This window comes from Deltaproteobacteria bacterium, assembly GCA_013151235.1.
Taxonomy (GTDB): Bacteria; CG2-30-53-67; CG2-30-53-67; order CG2-30-53-67; family CG2-30-53-67; genus JAADIO01.
This window is the reverse complement of the sequence record JAADIO010000033.1, coordinates 33,681-50,725: the sequence shown is the minus strand read 5'-3', so window position 1 is coordinate 50,725 and position 17,045 is coordinate 33,681. Positions and strand designations below refer to the sequence as shown.

At 51.6% G+C, this 17,045-nt stretch carries 16 protein-coding genes; all 16 read left to right on the top strand.

The genetic code is table 11. The features are described 5' to 3' along the window. Positions 1-186 precede the first annotated feature (186 nt). The 16 genes from GXP58_06465 (at position 187) to GXP58_06390 (ending at position 17,030) form a co-directional block, all read left to right on the top strand. A complete protein-coding gene (locus GXP58_06465; GenBank protein ID NOY53250.1) occupies positions 187-627 on the top strand; it encodes an Rrf2 family transcriptional regulator in 441 nt (146 codons plus the stop codon). Between the two features lie 603 nt (positions 628-1,230). Next, the gene (locus tag GXP58_06460; GenBank protein ID NOY53249.1) at positions 1,231-2,637 is read left to right on the top strand and encodes a cytochrome C oxidase Cbb3; all 1,407 of its coding nucleotides are present in this window, start codon (positions 1,231-1,233) and stop codon (positions 2,635-2,637) included. Positions 2,638-2,648: 11 nt separating this feature from the next. Then, complete coding sequence (locus GXP58_06455) at positions 2,649-3,593, top strand: c-type cytochrome (protein ID NOY53248.1); 945 nt, start codon at positions 2,649-2,651, stop codon at positions 3,591-3,593. Between the two features lies 1 nt (position 3,594). Next, positions 3,595-3,780: a hypothetical protein gene (locus GXP58_06450; GenBank protein NOY53247.1), complete on the top strand. Its 186-nt coding sequence runs from the start codon at positions 3,595-3,597 to the stop codon at positions 3,778-3,780. Positions 3,781-3,794: 14 nt separating this feature from the next. After that, the gene (locus GXP58_06445; GenBank protein ID NOY53246.1) at positions 3,795-3,923 is read left to right on the top strand and encodes a cytochrome c-type biogenesis protein CcmH; all 129 of its coding nucleotides are present in this window, start codon (positions 3,795-3,797) and stop codon (positions 3,921-3,923) included. After that, positions 3,913-5,115 (top strand): 4Fe-4S binding protein, encoded by a 1,203-nt coding sequence (locus GXP58_06440; GenBank protein ID NOY53245.1) that lies wholly within the window; start codon positions 3,913-3,915, stop codon positions 5,113-5,115. The genes GXP58_06445 and GXP58_06440 overlap by 11 nt, the downstream gene beginning before the upstream one ends. Then, positions 5,112-5,957: a hypothetical protein gene (locus tag GXP58_06435; GenBank protein ID NOY53244.1), complete on the top strand. Its 846-nt coding sequence runs from the start codon at positions 5,112-5,114 to the stop codon at positions 5,955-5,957. Before GXP58_06440 ends, GXP58_06435 begins: the two co-directional genes overlap by 4 nt. Beyond that, positions 5,954-6,631, top strand: coding sequence for a sulfite exporter TauE/SafE family protein (locus GXP58_06430; protein ID NOY53243.1), 678 nt, complete (start codon positions 5,954-5,956; stop codon positions 6,629-6,631). The genes GXP58_06435 and GXP58_06430 overlap by 4 nt, the downstream gene beginning before the upstream one ends. Beyond that, positions 6,612-9,011 (top strand): heavy metal translocating P-type ATPase, encoded by a 2,400-nt coding sequence (locus GXP58_06425; protein ID NOY53242.1) that lies wholly within the window; start codon positions 6,612-6,614, stop codon positions 9,009-9,011. Before GXP58_06430 ends, GXP58_06425 begins: the two co-directional genes overlap by 20 nt. Beyond that, the gene (gene ccoS, locus GXP58_06420) at positions 9,011-9,160 is read left to right on the top strand and encodes a cbb3-type cytochrome oxidase assembly protein CcoS (GenBank protein NOY53241.1); all 150 of its coding nucleotides are present in this window, start codon (positions 9,011-9,013) and stop codon (positions 9,158-9,160) included. Before GXP58_06425 ends, ccoS begins: the two co-directional genes overlap by 1 nt. A gap of 541 nt (positions 9,161-9,701) precedes the next feature. Then, complete coding sequence (locus GXP58_06415; protein ID NOY53240.1) at positions 9,702-11,159, top strand: PAS domain S-box protein; 1,458 nt, start codon at positions 9,702-9,704, stop codon at positions 11,157-11,159. 638 nt (positions 11,160-11,797) lie between these two features. Further along, positions 11,798-12,676: a DUF3034 family protein gene (locus tag GXP58_06410; GenBank protein NOY53239.1), complete on the top strand. Its 879-nt coding sequence runs from the start codon at positions 11,798-11,800 to the stop codon at positions 12,674-12,676. A 285-nt stretch (positions 12,677-12,961) separates the two neighbouring features. Continuing rightward, a complete protein-coding gene (locus GXP58_06405) occupies positions 12,962-13,333 on the top strand; it encodes a response regulator (GenBank protein ID NOY53238.1) in 372 nt (123 codons plus the stop codon). 82 nt (positions 13,334-13,415) lie between these two features. Further along, positions 13,416-13,661, top strand: a complete 246-nt coding sequence (locus GXP58_06400; protein ID NOY53237.1) for a hypothetical protein — start codon at positions 13,416-13,418, stop codon at positions 13,659-13,661. Beyond that, positions 13,633-14,727: a hypothetical protein gene (locus GXP58_06395; protein NOY53236.1), complete on the top strand. Its 1,095-nt coding sequence runs from the start codon at positions 13,633-13,635 to the stop codon at positions 14,725-14,727. The genes GXP58_06400 and GXP58_06395 overlap by 29 nt, the downstream gene beginning before the upstream one ends. A gap of 503 nt (positions 14,728-15,230) precedes the next feature. Next, positions 15,231-17,030: a histone-lysine N-methyltransferase gene (locus GXP58_06390; GenBank protein NOY53235.1), complete on the top strand. Its 1,800-nt coding sequence runs from the start codon at positions 15,231-15,233 to the stop codon at positions 17,028-17,030. The last annotated feature ends 15 nt before the right edge of the window (positions 17,031-17,045 follow it).

Here is a 17,045-nt window from a genome sequence, read left to right as displayed (position 1 = left end):
GGTGCTCGGTTGCAGTAATGGCTTTCGGTGCTCCGAGTCAGGCCTGCTTTCCGTATGGTATGCTTCATAAGCATATTCTTTCTCCCTGTAATCGTAGGGTCTTGGGTTGTTGTTAAAGATTTTATTACGATCGCCTGAAAAAAGGGTTGACACCTCCCTCAAACAGGAGTAATTTACTCTTTAATTATGCGGATCACACGTGAGACAGACTATGCAGTTCGTTGCGTTCTTTTCCTTTCCGGCAGGCCGGAGACCAAAGCCTCGGTCGCAGAGATCGCCGGGACGATGGAAATTCCTTCCAGTTTTCTCCCGAAGATTGTCCAGAAACTGGCGAGGGAAAAACTGGTAGAATCGAGCCGGGGCGTGGGTGGTGGGGTGCATCTCCTCAAAAAACCGGCAGAGATCTCACTCTACGATGTAATCAACTGCATCGAAGATGGGGGCGTGGGACTCAACGACTGTGTCATTAAGGAGCGGGGATGCCATCGAAGCCCGTTCTGTACAGTCCATCCCGTCTGGTTGGCAATTCAGGAAGTGGTGAAAGAACAACTGAAATCCTATACCTTTGACAACCTGCTGCATTCTTCAAGAGCAACAGGACTGGATGCTTTCCCGTTCCCTGAATGAGAACCAAATACGCGCGGTATTGCCTAAGTGGTCCTGTTCGCAAATACTGTGACGTACCGAGAGGGCTGCAGGGCGGTCTCGTCAAGGCATGGGACTGAGGCGTGCCCCCTGTGGTGCGGCGCAGGGAGCGTAACGAAGACGAGGCCGCCCTGGGGCCCTCAAATGCCACCGTATTCTTGTTTTTTACTTCAAAGCTTGGCCTGATACTCCATGGCGTATCAGGCAACAGAAGTTGTTTGGAGGTTCACACCTTTTTGGTCAAGATATAAGGAGCAAGTTTCTCTACGGATAGATCGGGAAGGATCTCCTCCCGGAAGAGATGTGTCCAGGATTGTGTAAGCAACTTGCGTCTTTGCTTCCCTCAGGAACTCGAAAGGATCGAATAAGTAGCTGGTTTTGTGGTCTTTGGAGTAGAACATGGACCCCTCTCTCAACTGATTAATATTGCTGAACAATTTACAACAAACCCGAAAACAACAAAAGCGAGCGTTGGTAAATCTTTTTAGTAAACCCGTTGGAGAGTGAACCGGGGCTTACCCGGCACCACTTTAGAGGCCCTGTACTTGACAGGGGAATTTCATTACATTCAAGAGGAGGGAAATCATGGCTTTTTCCGACACCTATGATTATGACCACCAGACAGTTGCGGGGTTTATCTATTCCTCGATCTTCTGGGGGGTCGTGGGGATCGTCTTCGGTCTCTGGATCTCGATTCAGCTCTGGCATCCAGCCTTCAATGTCCCGCCACTTTTTACCTATGGCCGGATTCGGACTGTTCATACCAACATCATGGCTTTCGGCTTGGGTGTGGGGGTGATCTTTGCTCTCTTCTATTATATCACCATGCGTCTGACGAGACGGCCGCTCCTCTTTCCTAGGCTGGCCCGTTTCCAGCTCTATCTTTTTAATGCAGCGATTGCCCTTGCTCTGGTGACGCTTCTCCTGGGGATGACCCAGTCCAAGGAATACGCCGAGTTGGAGTGGCCTCTTGATATCGGGGTGGTGATTCTCTGGGTGATGCTGGCCATCAATATTTTTGGAACCATCATCAAACGCAAGGAAAAGCAGATGTACGTCTCCCTCTGGTATATTATCGCCACGGTTGTCGCCATCGCCATCCTCTATATTGTCAACAATCTGGCTGTCCCCGCTGGATGGTTTAAATCTTATTCCCTCTTTGCCGGGATGAACGATGCCAATGTCGAATGGTGGTACGGCCACAATGCCGTCGGTTTTCTCTTCACCACTCCTTTTCTGGCCATGTTCTACTATTTTCTCCCCAAATCGACGGGCATCCCAATCTTCAGCCACCGGCTGTCAATCATTGCCTTCTGGTCACTCATCTTCGCCTATGTCTGGACCGGTGCGCATCATCTTGTCTATACGCCTGTTCCCGATTGGCTCCAGACCGTGGCCATTGCTTTTTCGATCTTTCTCATTGCTCCCTCTTGGGGATCAGTGGTGAACGGTTACTACACTGTAGGGGCCGACTGGTCGAAGATGCGGACAAACTACCTGACAAAGTTCTTTATCTTGGCCATCACATTCTACGGACTCCAGACGATCCAGGGACCGACCCAAGCAATCCGCGTGGTGAGTTCCCTCGTCCACTTTACCGACTGGGTTCCCGGTCATGTCCACATGGGAACCATGGGATGGGTAACCCTGACCGCTGTGGCCTCGATCTACTATGTCCTTCCCAAGATCTATAATACCGAGATCTACAGCGAAGGGATCGCGAACATCCACTTCTGGCTGGTTCTCGTGGGGCAATTGATCTTTTCCATAACCATGTGGATCACCGGAATACAGCAGGGCGCGCTCTGGAAGGCAACGACTCCCGAAGGAAACCTCCAGTACACCTTCGTGGAGACGCTGGCCCGAAACTATCCCTACTGGGAGATGCGAACCGTCGGAGGAATTATCTTTACCTTGGGCATGTTCTTTTTTCTCTATAATATTTTCATGACTGTCCGCCGGGCTAAAAATGTTCCGGTGGCGGCAGCATAGGGGAGGTGAAGATGACTGGAAAACTTTACAGATCACCCGTTATTTTTGCTCTGTTGGCCACCATTGTGATTCTGATCGGAACTACGGTGACCATGTTTGTCCCCATGTTCATGGACGAGATGCACCCCGTCCTGGACGGGGTGAAACCCTATACTCCGCTCCAGCTTGCCGGTCGGGATATATACCAGCGGGAGGGGTGCGTTAACTGTCATACCCAGACTGTTCGGCCGCTCAAGACCGAAGTGATGCGTTACGGGGAATACTCCAAGGCGGGGGAATTTGCGTATGACCGTCCCTTTCTTTGGGGATCGAAGCGGACCGGTCCCGATTTAGCGAGGGTGGGGGGGAAATATCCGGACGCTTGGCATTACAGGCATTTCAAGAATCCACGGTTCATGTACCCTGAATCGGACATGCCTGTCTACGGGTGGCTGAAGGATCGCCCTCTTTCTCCGGAGGAGATCGCCAGGCATATGGATGTCCTCGGATTTCCTTACCGCCCGGAAGAAATCAAGGCGCTTAAAGGAAAGAGTGAACTTGATGCCCTTGTTTCCTATGTCCAGACGCTTGGAGCTGTGATTCGGGCACAGGCAAGAAAAGAAGGGGAGGCGGAAGCAGCGACCATCCCGGAGGTCAATCCCTATGCCGGCAACGACAAAGCCATTGAGGCGGGAGAAGATGAATTCGAGGCGAAGTGTGTCTTTTGCCACGGAGAGAAGGGACAAGGGGAAATCGGTCCAAGCCTGGTGGACCTTGTCTGGCTCTCCACGGAAGGGGATATTGCGGACGGTACGATTTTTAGCATCATTCAAAACGGCACACAGGAGAACCAGGAGATCGCCGGACGGAAGGCAAAGGGCGGGATGCCTTCCTTCAGCTCTACATTGAGCAACAAGGAGATCTGGAATCTGGTCGCCTTTATCCGGTCGATTGAGAAAAATCAAAAGGAGAAGTGATATGACGGAAGAATTTGAAAGCATTGAAGCCATGGATAACCCGAAGACGGCGAAAAAGCTTCCGATCGGATGGCTGATCTTCTACATCGGGACAATTCTATGGGGAATCTATTACGTTGGATCCTATACGCCGGTCTTCAGCGGATGGACGCAGGTCAAGGCCTATGAGCAGTCTCTGGAGAAGTAGGGAGTGAATTTTCGATGGCCTATTTCTGGTATGGTTTTTTTCTGGTCATTCTCTACGGAGTAATCGTACTTTATTACTACTCACGGGGACGGCACAGGAAAGTTGAGGCACCCAAATACAAGATGCTGGACGATGAGGAATAAGCGATTTCAGACGCTGAGACGGTGGGTTCTTCTTGCCCAGCCGGTCATCCTCCTGGGGCTTCCATTTCTGAAGGTGGGCGGCGAGAGTGCCTTGCGTTTCGACCTCCCCCGTCTACGGCTCTATTTCTTTGGCAGGACAATCTGGATGGATGAGTTCTTTATCGTCCTGGTGGTGCTGATTTTCCTGATCCTGCTGTTCCTTTTGCTGACTCTTCTTTTCGGACGGATTTGGTGCGGATGGGCCTGTCCCCAGACGGTCCTCCTGAAGGCAACCCGCTTTCTCACCCCTACGTCTGGCCGACGGCTAATCTTCAGGGTATCGGGTATCATTATTGTTGTGTTTTTAAGCCTCCTTGTTGCGGCTGACCTGATCTGGTATTTTATGACGCCGGAGGAGTTTTCCGCCCGTCTTGTGTCTGGGAACTTAGGGCCGGTGACAGGCGGCATCTGGGCTGGGTTGGCCCTCCTTGTTTTCTGCGATCTCCTTTTCTTGCGGCAGCGTTTCTGTGCCACAGTTTGTCCATATTCGATGATCCAGAATACGATTTGCGATTCCCGGACACTCAGGATTGTCTATGATAAAGAACGACAGGAGGAGTGCGGTCGGTGCAGTGCCTGTGTGGCCGCCTGTCCTGTGGGGATCGATATCCGAGAGGGGGGAAGCCGGGGCTGTATTCAGTGTTCGGAGTGTGTTGATGCCTGTGCCGGCCGGATGGAGCTGAAGGGAGCGCCTTCCCTCGTGGAATATCGTTTCGGGGAATCGGGAGGAAGGATGCACCCCTTCCGGCCGAATGTCCTGCCCCTTGGAGTTCTCACGTGTTTTTTTCTGATTCTGGTCCTTTTTATGATCTTGAACCGCCCTCCCCTCGAAGTGACCCTGATGGCGAAGAGTGGGTTTCCTCCCCGCCGAACGGCGACTGGTTGGACGGTAAATGCATTTGACCTGACCATCCGGAATCGGCTACGGAGGTCGGTTCCGCTCAAAATCAAGGTCTTGGCCGAGGGGAGGTCCGTCCGGTTGAAACCTGCCGGACCGATATCCGTACCCGAACGAGGAACTTTGCGGATTCCCCTTTTCCTTTCGATCGCCGGTTACCATGCCGGTTTTTCCGTTCATCTTGTCCTGCAGTCGGATCCCTTTTCTATCCGAATTGAAAAGGGGGTCCCTTTCCGGAAGGCGGAGGCACCATGAAGATACTCCTTGTTTTTGTTACAATTCTTGTTCTGACCTCAGTTTCCGTATCCATCGTTGTTGGAATCAGGAGCTTTGACGGAACGGTGACGGATTCACCCTATGCCGATGGAATCCGTTGGGATGCCGACCGCATGGCCGCTCGATCCCTGGGGTGGCGGCTGATGGTGGATGGAAGTCGGTTCGATACGGGGAAGAACCGGGCACTCCTCTCCGTCAAGGACCGTCAGGGGGTGGATCACAGCAGTGCCGTGATCATGCTTCACCTGAGCCGCCCGGCGACATCCCGCTATGACAGGAACCTTCCTTTCGAGAGGAACCCGGCCGGGGGGGGGATCGTGGCCAATCTCGATCTGCCACTGCCGGGTCACTGGATTGTCGGGGCCACCATTGAAACACCGCAGGGAAAGCAGACTCTTTCGCATGAAATTTTTGCACGGGAAAACGGAGAGCCGAAACAGGAGGACGGACGGGTGGAAGATATCTCCTGCAACTTTTTTGATCACCTCTGCGTGGGGATTGCCGGTACGGGAGGAATCAAGGTCCAGCTCGATGTGGAGCCCGCACCGCCGGTGATGATGAAACCCCTCCGTTTTACGATCCGGCTGCTCGGTAACGAGCAGCTCTCCAGAGTGGAGGGAGTGACTCTTTCCCTCTTCATGCCAGGCATGTTCATGGGACCGAACCGTCCTTCTCTGAAAAAGGTAGGGACAGGTCTCTATGTAGGGGAGGGGGTTCTCCCGCGATGTATAATGGGTAAAAAGAAATGGGGTGCCAAGATCGGGATCCGGATCGGTGAGCGGGAAGAGTCGGTCTGCTTTTTTTTCGAGGCGGCCTCATGAACACAGGGTATCTTCTGGCGCTGAGCACCGGATTGCTGGGTGGTTTCGGCCACTGTATCGGAATGTGCGGTCCCTTGGTGGGTGCCTTTGCCTTCCGCCGAGAGGAGGGGGGGGGCACAGGATCCGGAGGATTCATCCCGCAGCTTCTCTATCATGGGGGAAGGCTTGCGACCTATGCCGGGGTTGGTGCCCTCATGGGACTCACCGGCTCCTTCCTGAACGTGGCGGGGAAACTGACCGGTCTCCAGAATGCTGTCGACCTTTTCGCCGGGTTGTTCGTTCTCTTTATGGGAGTCGGAATCCTCCGCGGTTCCGGGCTCTATCGGTGGTTTGAAAAGAAGAATCAATATATTCTCGCAGCCGCTGGGAAGACTGCAACGAGATCTTTCCTTCTTCGCTTCTTCTTTTTGGGAGCACTCTTTGGGCTTCTCCCCTGCGGACTTTCCTATTCGATGTTCATGGCGGCGGCGGCCACGGGAAATCCGGTCTCCGGTGCCTTTATCATGTTCGCCTTCGGTGCCGGGACTCTTCCCTCCCTTCTCGTATTCGGAGTGCTGGTGGGACATGTCGGACAGCGTCTCCGTGGATGGGCCTACCGGGCTGGCGGCGTGATGGTGATCCTCATGGGGATCCTTTTTCTCTGGCGGGGGTTCCATGTCTCTCCGTGCATGTGATCACTGCCTTCTCCCCGTTGCGGAGAAGGACGCCCTCTTCGAGGTTTTCGATGGCGAGCGGAAGGTCTTTTGCTGTCACGGCTGTCTTGGCATCTATCGGTTGATCCACTCCGAGGGACTGGATGATTTTTACTCGAACCGGCGGGGATGGCTGCCCGGTCCTCCGTCTGCGGATCCGCTGGAACTCTCCCTTCTCGAGGAGAATGTCCGCCATGTTGGTGAAGAAAACGTCATTGATCTCGCCATCGAAGGGATCCGCTGTGCTTCCTGTGTTTGGCTCAATGAACGTATCCTCTCGAAGACACCCGGAGTCCTTTCCGCCGAGATCAATTATGTTTCTCATCATGCCAGAATTCAATGGGATCCGGAACGGGTTAAACTTACCGAAATTTTGGAGAAGATCCGGGCTCTCGGTTACCGGCCCCGTCCCAATCTGTCTGCCGACCGCCTCTCCGAGGAGAGGGAGCACGCCAGAGAGGATCTAATCCGTTTAGGAACGGCTTTCTTCTTCTCCATGCAGTTGTTCATGTATAGCACCGCCCTCTATGCCGGTTACTTCCAGGGAATAGATCCGAGCTTCAAGATGCTCTTTTCCATGATTGCGGCACTTCTTGCAGCGCCGGTACTCTTCTATTCTGGAGGACCGATTTTTCAGGGGGCCGTGCGGGGGTTTTTCCGTGGGGCATGGAACATGGATGTCCTCGTGGCCATGGGGTCTGGTACGGCCTTCTTCTATAGTCTATTCCAGATCCCCCAAGGGGGCGAAGTCTATTTTGATACAGCAGCCATGATCATCACTCTTATCCTGCTGGGGCGGTTTATCGAGGCCGGGGCGAAGCGGCGTGCCTCCGAAGCGATGACCCGCCTCCTTTCTCTTTCTCCCAAAATGGCCCGGCGAGTAACAAAAGAGGGGAAAGTGGAGCAAGTGGCCACTGCGTCGGTCGAGGAGGGAGAGATTGTGGAGGTCCGCCCTGGGGAAAAGTTCCCTTTTGATGGAAGGGTTATTGCCGGACAGTCCGGGGTGGACGAGTCGATGTTGACGGGAGAAGCCCTTCCGGTATTCAAGAAGACCGGGACAGATGTCTTCTGCGGGACCCGGAACGGAAACGGGACAATTCGTTTTTCCGTTCTACGCCGGGGCGAACGAACTCTATTAGGGCAAATTATCGGGATCGTTGAAGGAGCTCAGCTTCGCCGAGCCCCGGTCCAGCGGATGGCCGACCGGGTGGTTGGGATCTTCGTCCCGGCCGTCTTTTCTCTCAGCATTTTCACCTGTATGTTCCGACTCTTTATGGGAACACCCCTTTCTGTTGCGCTGATGAACGGCATATCGGTACTTGTGGTCGCCTGCCCCTGTGCCTTGGGACTTGCCACCCCCCTTGCTCTTCTCATGGGGACGATGACGGCGTCGGGTAAGGGAATTCTAATCAAGGGAGGCGACGTCTTGGAGCGGCTCCAGAAGGTCGACACAGTGCTATTCGATAAAACCGGGACGTTAACGGCGGGCCGACCATCCCTCGGTCACGTCGAAGGGTATGGACGGAATCCAGAAGATGTGATACGGATCGCCCGGTTGCTGGAGTCTTCATCGGAACATTCCCTTGCACGGGCCTTCCATGGAGAAAAGCATAGCCCGGTGGCTGTACGGCACTTCCGGGCCTTTCCGGGGATGGGGGTTGCGGGTGAAGTAGAAGGCATATTCTTCCTCTTGGGAAGTCGTTCTTTTCTGGAGGGCGAAGGTGTCCTATTTAACGGTACTTGGAGCACTAAAGTTATGGAGGAAGTTGAGGCGGGAGCGACCGTCATCTATCTTGGCGAAGAAGGAAAGGTCAAAGGTGCGGTCTCAATCCACGACCCACTGCGGGAGGAATCGAAGAGCGTGGTGCAAACGCTTCTTCGTGCCGGTTTTGATCTGGAGATGGTGACGGGTGATGAAGCAGGAACCGCTCAAGCAGTGGCGGCCGGAGCCGGAATCGAAAAGGTCCGGGCCTGTCTCTCACCTGTCGATAAAGCGGAGCGCATCAGGTGGCTCCAGAGTAAGGGGCAAAAGGTTGCCATGGTGGGGGATGGGATTAACGACGCACCGGCACTTGCCACGGCCGACGTGGGGATTGCCATGGGGGACGGTACCGATATCGCCCTCGATACGGCCGATCTGATCCTCATGCGAAGTGATCTTACACTTCTCCCCGAAGCCTTCCGCCTTGCAAAGAAAACCCTCGCCGTGATTCGCCAGAACCTCTTCTGGGCTTTTTTCTATAACCTTGCAGCCCTCCCTGTTGCTGTGGCCGGTCTGCTCCATCCGATTCTTTCGGCCTTGGCCATGGTGGTCAGTTCTCTCTGTGTAGCCGGAAACTCTCTCCGGCTGAAGGAGCAATAATCATGTGGAGCATTCTTCTCCTTGTATTTCTCAGCCTCTGCGTCGGGATCGGCGTATGGCTCTTCTTTCTCTGGACGGTCAAAAGCGGCCAGTATGAAGATACGGAGAGAGCGAAGCATCGAATGTTTGATGAGGATGAGGACCAATAAGGCAACAATTCATTTAGCCAAAGTTGATGACTTCGTAAGAAGCTTGTTTATCCCGCAAGCGGGATTCTCTTTGGAAGATAATCTTAGACTTTTTACGACTTCATACATTTTGAGGTGTTCAAATATTGTGACGCACCGGAAGGATCTGTCCGGACGTTCCATACAGACAGGCTGCCGTCCTCTGAAAGGAGACCATAAAGTTCAGCCCTGATAGACAAATAAATGTGGCTGGCCTTGGATTTTTTAAGTCATGAAAAAAGTCAAAGTTCTTTTTTCAAGCAACAATACTCCGGAAGCATCTTTGGTTGCCGCAGCGAAAGCCACGGTGATGCTGAAAGAGTCTTTGGTTGCAATTGCAGCTTCCGATCAGTCCATTAAAGCTCCGGAAAAGCTCATGGCTTTTTTTGTGCAACATTCACTTGGACAGGTTCCCTCTTTAACCCCTCTCGATGAAATAGAGTTTCACCTCTTTGATCTTGTGGTATGCCTTTGTGGTCCATATGGACAAGATTTATGTGCAAGGCTTCCCGGAAATCCTCCCATGCTCATCTGGCCATTTTGCGGTTCTGGGCAGAATGGACAAAAGGAATGGGAGAAAATCATCATCCGGACGGAAGAACTCTTATCACATGGCTACTTAGATACACTTGTTACCCACAAAAGAGAGGGAGATCTTGTTCTTGAGAGTCTTCATGAAGGCATTCTTGCCCATGATCTGAAAAGGCGGCTCTTTCTCTTTAACAAAGCAGCTGAACGCATGACCGGTTATCGCAGAGAAGAGGTCCTTGGAAAGGACTGTCATGAAGTTTTTCCAGGAAAATTCTGTGGAGAGAATTGCTCGTTTTGCAAACTTGGGAATATGGAAATTCAAGAGCAATCGAAAGAGTATTCAGTTTCTCTGATCTCCGAAGATGGTCAAGAACGTACGATTACCATGAACATTTTCCCCATAGAAGGGCAAGACTCAAACCCCATTGGTGTAGTAGCAGCCTTCAGAGACATTACAGAGGAACTGAGTCTTAGAAAGTTTTTGGAAACAACGACCACCTTCCATGGCATTGTTGGCAGAGATCCTCTGATGCAGGATCTCTTTGCTCTCATAGAGGATGTTGCAGAAAGCAATGTTCCTGTGCTGATTCTTGGGGAATCAGGAACAGGAAAAGAGCTTGTTGCATCACTCATACACCATCTAAGTTCCAGGAAAGATCGTATGTTTGTTCCTGTGAATTGTGGCGCCATTCCAGAGCAACTCATTGAAAGCGAACTCTTTGGACATGTGAAAGGAGCGTTTACAGGAGCGGTCAGGGAGAAAAAAGGGCGTTTCGAGCTTGCTGATGGTGGAACACTCTTTCTTGACGAGATAGGGGACCTGCCACTTCCTATGCAGGTGAAACTTCTCAGAGTACTACAGAACGGCCATTTCGAGCGTGTTGGTGGTGAAAAAACCGTCCGTACGGATGTGAGAATTATTGCTGCAACCAATAAAGATCTGGACAAGGCAGTAAATCAAGGAGAGTTCAGAGAAGACCTTTATTACAGGATTTGCGTATTGCCGATATATGTACCGCCACTTAGAGATCGTAAAGGAGACATTCCCCTGCTTGCCACGCATTGTCTGAAAGAGTCACTCCAATCAAGAGGGAGTAAACCGGAAGAGGTCATTCTCGGCTTAGATGCAATGGCAATACTCAGAGACTATGACTGGCCGGGGAACGTAAGAGAACTCCAAAATACTATACAGCATGCCCTGATTCGGTGCAAATCAAAAGTGATTTCTCCGGAACATCTTCCAGCAAGCCTCTTGAGGGCCAAAAGCCGTACAATCCAAATCGGTCACCCATCCGACAGGCAGCGAGGAAGAAAACCTCTTGCCCTCACCCTGGAAACGGTAAGAGACGCACTGGTGAGTACGGGAGGAAACAAAAAACAGGCCGCCGCCATGTTGGGCATTTCAAGGTCCACACTATACAGATATCTCCACACTTATTTCTCTAAGTGAAGTGTCTCAATGTTCCAGAATGTGTTCCATTTTTGAGATATTTAAGACACTTCGGTCTTTCTCCATCCCGGATATTCGTATATCAGGTAGCCCTATCTGTGAATACGGTGACATTTGAGTGTCTCAGGCGGTCGACCTTCGTTGTGCTTCCTGCACCGTACCCACAGGGGGTATACCCCAATCTCGGGCCTTGACGAGGCCGACCTGCAATCCTCCCGGTTGTCGCAATATGTACAAACAGGATCACGTAACCAATTATTTTAGTGGATTGAACACTTTGGCACATTATGTGCACAGATTAGAGATTAAAAGAAAAATATCGAAGAAGGCAGAGTTTGACAACTATAACTTTCCATTTATTACTCTCCGACGGATTGTCCAGAGATAGCGGGGTTAGTAAAACGTTTTTGAAGCCTCTCCTGCAACAGCGATTTTCCATGCATGTTATATATATTCAACCGGTCTACACAAATCCGGGATTAGCCCTGCAGGAAAGGAGGTGATGGCATACGGAACATGCAGGCGGGGGTCAACTCTTGCAAGGGTTCTTGACGGTTTGATGTAATTCCGAAGGCAGTACCTCATGAGTGAAAAAGAGCGAAAGATGCAATAATCATCCGTAAAGGAGGGCATTCATCATGAAAAGAGTGATTCATTTGCTTTCTCTGGTTCTACTCTTTGTTTTTTTGTTGTCTGCAAGTGCGATTGCCGGTCCGCCGGTTGTCAATATTGAAGGAGAAGGAGGCGGAGGTCTGATCCCCTGGGCCTACCTGACTAACCCTCCGGTAGAAGGTAAGACCTTCGGCCGACCGACGGTGGGTGCCACATATATTTTTCCACAAAATTTTAACGTGAATGTTTATCATTTCAATGAGACCATCACCGACCGTTTGGAGTTAGGTTTTGCCCGGACGATCTTTGACACGACCAACCTCCTTGGGGGAAACGGTTTAAATATCGGCATTGATGAGTTAACCATGGATACCTATCACGCCAAACTCCTTCTGCTCAAAGAGACCGAAAATCTTCCGGCTGTTTCAGTGTCCGTAGAATATAAAAAGAATCAGGACGTGGATCATGCAGACAAAAATGGAGGAGGCGCCTTTACGGCCGCCGGTCTGGATCACGCTTCCGGGGTAGATTACTGCCTTTCAGTGACCAAGCTCTACAAAGGGTGGAAGATGCCGGTTCTTATTAACGTGGGGAGCCGTTACACAAAGGCGGTTCAGACCGGTTATCTCGGGTTCAGTAAGGACGGAAACATTGAACCGGAAGCTTCACTTGCAGTGTTTCCGGAAGCAAACGTGGCCGTCGGTTTTGAGTTTCGGGGCAAACCGAACGAGTACAAGAGCGTCCCCGGGATCGGGTCCTTCCGGGAAGACAACTGGACCGATTTTTTTATTGCCTATTTTCCGACCAAAGGGCTTTCAATTACGGGGGCAGTGGTTAATTTCGGTAATGTTGTGAACCGAAATGTGAATACGGGCTTCTATATGAACATGAAGTATGACTTCTAATCATCGTCCGGGGTGCCGGACAAAAAAACTGTCCGGCACCTGTTTCCCCTTTCGGACAATGACGGAAGGGGGCATCGTATTATTCCTATATTCCCACCCTCGGATAGGCGAAATCAGTTTCCTGTTTGTTGATTGACAACTCAGGTCCTTCCCGTTAGATAGAGATCGGTTCGCATCACGCAGATCATGTAAGAGGTATCAATATTGCATCAACAACTTCCATAGATGTGATCCGAGCATAAGTTCGCTCCTTTCGATTCACGATTGTGTATGAGGACAAATAACATGGGCAGGAAAATATTAGTGGTTGACGATGAGAAGTTGGTACGCTGGTCAATCCAAAAATTGATTGGAAGAGAGAAATGCAAGGTCGTTTGCGTTGCAAGCGGGCTGGAAGCCATCGAAAAGATTAAGGAGGAACGGTTTGTTCTAATCATCACCGACTTGGTTATGCCGGACATGAATGGGATCGAGGTTGTAAAAATGGCTCGAGAGTTGCAGCCGGGCGCCAAGATTATCATGATGACGGCTTACAGCTCGGCTATCGAGAAGAACAAGGCAGAGGCGGCCGGCGTCTCAACCTTTATTAACAAACCCTTTATGATTAACGAAGTCAGGAGTGTTATCTCCAAGTTCTTGTCCTCCTGTAACACCTGATGCATTGGTTACAGTCCTTGTTTCAGTTTTTCAACACTTCGAGGTAAAACAGGCTGACTATAACCGGGAGGAGGGAACATGTATGAAGTTCAGGATCATTGTGTTTGTTGCAGGGATTACTGTTGTCTGTATGGCCGCAGGCACGCAGGCAGCCGATCCGCATTCCTGCTGCCGGATCTGCGGTATGTACCTGGATGTTTATCACCGGACTGTGGCCACGGCTGTCAGCAAGACCGAAACCGAGCACACCTGCGGTGTGGCTGATCTCGTCCGGCTGATCGATGCGAAGGGTGGCCCGAATGCCTTTTCCCGCATTAATGGTCCATGACTTTAATACCGGCCAGGAGGTTGCTGCTTGGGAAGCCCGTTATGTGATCGGCAGCAAGGTGATCCCGGACATGATCCCCAATATTATCGCATTTCGCGGTGATGGTGCGGCCAAAACCTTTGCCGCCGGGTACGGCGGTGCTGTCCTTTCCTTTGATCAAGTGCTATCTTCGGTCTCTCCCATGGGTATGGCCATGCCGGTCCGCATCCTTACCGCCACAACACCACCGGCCGGGGCATTTTCCATCGGCGCCGTTTCCATGCATATGGATATGGATGAGGTGATTGTCGGTTCGAAGGTTCAGACTCCGGAAGAATTCATCAAGGGCAGAATGATGGGACCCAAGGCGATGACGACTAATGGTACCATGCTGATGTTTAGCTACGGTCTGACCCATCGTACTTCCGTTCGGGTGAAGGCGTCCTACCTGGATAAGACCATGGATATGTATGTCATGGGGGGAAAGAGGATGACCAGCACTACGCACAGCGGTATCAGCGACCTGGAGATCCTCGTGCGCCATAACCTGTGGCGGGATAAGATCTTCAGTCGTTTTTTCACCTTTTATGGCGCGATTACTCTGCCTGCCGGAGGTTTTGACACAGCATTTCTTGCAACCCCAAATCTGCAGCTCGGTACCGGTACCGTCACCATCAGCGGCGGCTTATTGGGGTCCATACGCTTTGCCGATTTCTGGCTCCATACGCAGGCAGGCTATACAGTGAGACCAGAGAACTCAGACGACTATGCATTCGGTAACGTCGCCATCGTTGGTGCAGCGCTTCATTATACGCCGTTCCACAACCTCCTGGTCGGCGCTGAGATTGACGGCATTTGGACGGCAAAGAGCGAGTATCAAAGCGAGGTGATTGCCAAGAGCGGTGGCTTTCGCAACACGGTAGCCGGACTGTTACGCTGGCGCTTTCTTACCGTTTTTGGCGGCAATTTCAACCTGATGCTTTCCGTGGCGACGCCTATTTATGAGGATCTGAATAAATATGGCATGGGTGGAGGCTGGTCATGGAAAGGCATGGTCAGTTATAAACGTCGTTTGCCGTTGTTTTGATGACAGCCTAAAACGAGGAGCAGAAAAGGTGAAGAAGTTGCTGATTATCTTTTGTGCCCCAGCAGGCACTTCGGTATGGGCGACCAGTCCTAGTGCTCAGGACACAAGTATCCGGTTTGTTTACCCCAAGAGGTATTTGAGAAAAGCAGAACCGGCCTGAAGGCGTAGCCATCTTTACATGATAACCTGCTCAGCAGTCATTGTAGCTCCCGCTGACGAATCTGCAAGACCTCGGTCTCCGATTCCGGTGTTGTCCGGCGAAAGGAGATTTCTGCGTAATTTGCACTCTTCGATTTCATTTGACAATTTATAACCGATTGATTAGTATAAAAGTTTCGAAACGAACAAATTCCTGTTGCCCGAAGCGTCTTGCCGACGTCATCTTCAACACTCTTTCTTGTCCGATTCTGCACAGGGTATCATCCATGAGAGGTCGAAGAAGTGCCTTGGGGAAGACAGGGGCTCAACGGAGTAGCTGACAGTAATGAAATGGGAGAGCATGTATGAAAAAGTCTATTAACAATGATCGGGCGGTGGCCCGGGATTACAATTATGAGCTGAAGGATATCAACCAGCCAAATCTGTTACGGGATCAGTTTCCTTACAGCGAGGTTCCAAAGATCTCTTTTTCAAATCGTCTGGTCCCTCTTTCTCTGCCGGAGGATTTCTGGATTACCGATACGACGTTTCGGGATGGCCAGCAGGCAAGACCTCCCTACACTTCGGAACAGATCGTCCGGATCTTTGATATGCTCCACAAACTCGGGGGGCCCAAAGGGATTATCCGTCAATCCGAATTTTTCCTTTACAGCGACAAGGACAAAGAGGCCGTTCGGATGTGCCTGGACCGGGGCTATGAGTTTCCGGAGGTAACCGGTTGGATTCGAGCGAAGAAAGAAGACTTTCAACTGGTAAAGGAAATGGGCCTCAAGGAGACGGGGATCCTCACTTCCTGTTCCGACTACCATATCTTTCTGAAGTTAAAAAAATCTCGAAAACAAGCCCTGGATGGCTATCTGGATGTGGTCCGGGCCTCGCTTGATGCCGGGATCATTCCCCGCTGTCATCTGGAAGATGTTACCCGTGCCGATTTTTACGGATTTGTCATCCCCTTCGTGAATGAACTGATGCGTCTCTCCGAGGAGAGCGGGATTCCGATCAAGGTCCGGGCCTGCGACACCATGGGATACGGCGTTCCTTATCCGGGGGCGGCCCTGCCCCGGGGGGTAGGGGAGATGATCTACGGACTGATCCATTACGGCGGTGTTCCTTCCCGTCTGCTGGAGTGGCATGGGCATAACGATTTTCATAAGGTTCTTGCCAACGCTTCGACGGCCTGGCTCTACGGCTGTGCCGCTGCAAACGGTACCCTGCTCGGTTTCGGGGAGCGGACCGGCAATCCCCCGATCGAAGGTTTGATTATTGAATACATGGGCCTCAAAGGGGAGCGGGATGGGATCGATGCGACAGTAATTACGGAGATTGCCGACTATTTTCAGGACGAGCTGAACTATCCGATCCCGCCGAACTACCCCTTTGTCGGCGAGGAGTTCAATACCACCAAGGCCGGAATCCATGCCGACGGCGTGTTAAAAAACGAGGAGATCTATAACATCTTTGATACGAAATCGATTCTCAACCGTCCTCTCGGGGTAACCATTACCGACAAATCCGGTGTGGCGGGGCTCAGTTACTGGGTCAATACCCATGTGCGCCAGACGGGCGGCCGGAAAATTCCGAAGACCCATCCGGGATTGGTCCGTATCCAGAAATGGGTCGCCGAACAGTATGCCGCAGGACGGATCACCGCCATGTCGAATGAAGAGATCCTTCGCCAAGCCCGGAAACATCTGCCCGAATATTTTATCTCCGATCTGGACAAGTTGAAGGCCAGAGCCCTGGATATCGCCCAAGAGATCGTGGAGGAGGCCGCCGCATCTCCGGCCATGAGAACCATGAACCATCTGAAGGTCGAAAAAGTCCTTCAGAAGCTTGTTCACGACAATCCTTTTATCCAGTTCTGTTATGTGACGGATACGGAAGGAATCAAGGTTACAAAAAACATCACACAGGTCGGTGACAAAGCCAAGTACAAGATCTTCTCCGTCAAGGAGGATTTTTCCGAGCGCCCCTGGTATATCGGCCCGATGAAGGACGGGTCAACCCATGTGACCGATCTCTATACATCGAGGACCACCAATGTTCTCGCGATTACCGTTTCTACTCCGATCTTTCGGAAGGAGGAGATTGTCGGCATACTGGGAGTTGACATTCGATTTGAAGATTTAATCAAGAGCGAATAGAAAGGAGTGTTTGTC

What these genes read in the sequence shown, in the direction of transcription:
- GXP58_06465 (NOY53250.1), top strand. Translation starts at nt 187, where the DNA reads ATGCGGATCACACGTGAGACAGACTATGCAGTTCGTTGCGTTCTTTTC.
- GXP58_06460 (NOY53249.1), top strand. Translation starts at nt 1,231, where the DNA reads ATGGCTTTTTCCGACACCTATGATTATGACCACCAGACAGTTGCGGGG.
- GXP58_06455 (NOY53248.1), top strand. Translation starts at nt 2,649, where the DNA reads ATGACTGGAAAACTTTACAGATCACCCGTTATTTTTGCTCTGTTGGCC.
- GXP58_06450 (NOY53247.1), top strand. Translation starts at nt 3,595, where the DNA reads ATGACGGAAGAATTTGAAAGCATTGAAGCCATGGATAACCCGAAGACG.
- GXP58_06445 (NOY53246.1), top strand. Translation starts at nt 3,795, where the DNA reads ATGGCCTATTTCTGGTATGGTTTTTTTCTGGTCATTCTCTACGGAGTA.
- GXP58_06440 (NOY53245.1), top strand. Translation starts at nt 3,913, where the DNA reads ATGAGGAATAAGCGATTTCAGACGCTGAGACGGTGGGTTCTTCTTGCC.
- GXP58_06435 (NOY53244.1), top strand. Translation starts at nt 5,112, where the DNA reads ATGAAGATACTCCTTGTTTTTGTTACAATTCTTGTTCTGACCTCAGTT.
- GXP58_06430 (NOY53243.1), top strand. Translation starts at nt 5,954, where the DNA reads ATGAACACAGGGTATCTTCTGGCGCTGAGCACCGGATTGCTGGGTGGT.
- GXP58_06425 (NOY53242.1), top strand. Translation starts at nt 6,612, where the DNA reads ATGTCTCTCCGTGCATGTGATCACTGCCTTCTCCCCGTTGCGGAGAAG.
- GXP58_06415 (NOY53240.1), top strand. Translation starts at nt 9,702, where the DNA reads ATGCTCATCTGGCCATTTTGCGGTTCTGGGCAGAATGGACAAAAGGAA.
- GXP58_06410 (NOY53239.1), top strand. Translation starts at nt 11,798, where the DNA reads ATGAAAAGAGTGATTCATTTGCTTTCTCTGGTTCTACTCTTTGTTTTT.
- GXP58_06405 (NOY53238.1), top strand. Translation starts at nt 12,962, where the DNA reads ATGGGCAGGAAAATATTAGTGGTTGACGATGAGAAGTTGGTACGCTGG.
- GXP58_06400 (NOY53237.1), top strand. Translation starts at nt 13,416, where the DNA reads ATGAAGTTCAGGATCATTGTGTTTGTTGCAGGGATTACTGTTGTCTGT.
- GXP58_06395 (NOY53236.1), top strand. Translation starts at nt 13,633, where the DNA reads ATGCCTTTTCCCGCATTAATGGTCCATGACTTTAATACCGGCCAGGAG.
- GXP58_06390 (NOY53235.1), top strand. Translation starts at nt 15,231, where the DNA reads ATGAAAAAGTCTATTAACAATGATCGGGCGGTGGCCCGGGATTACAAT.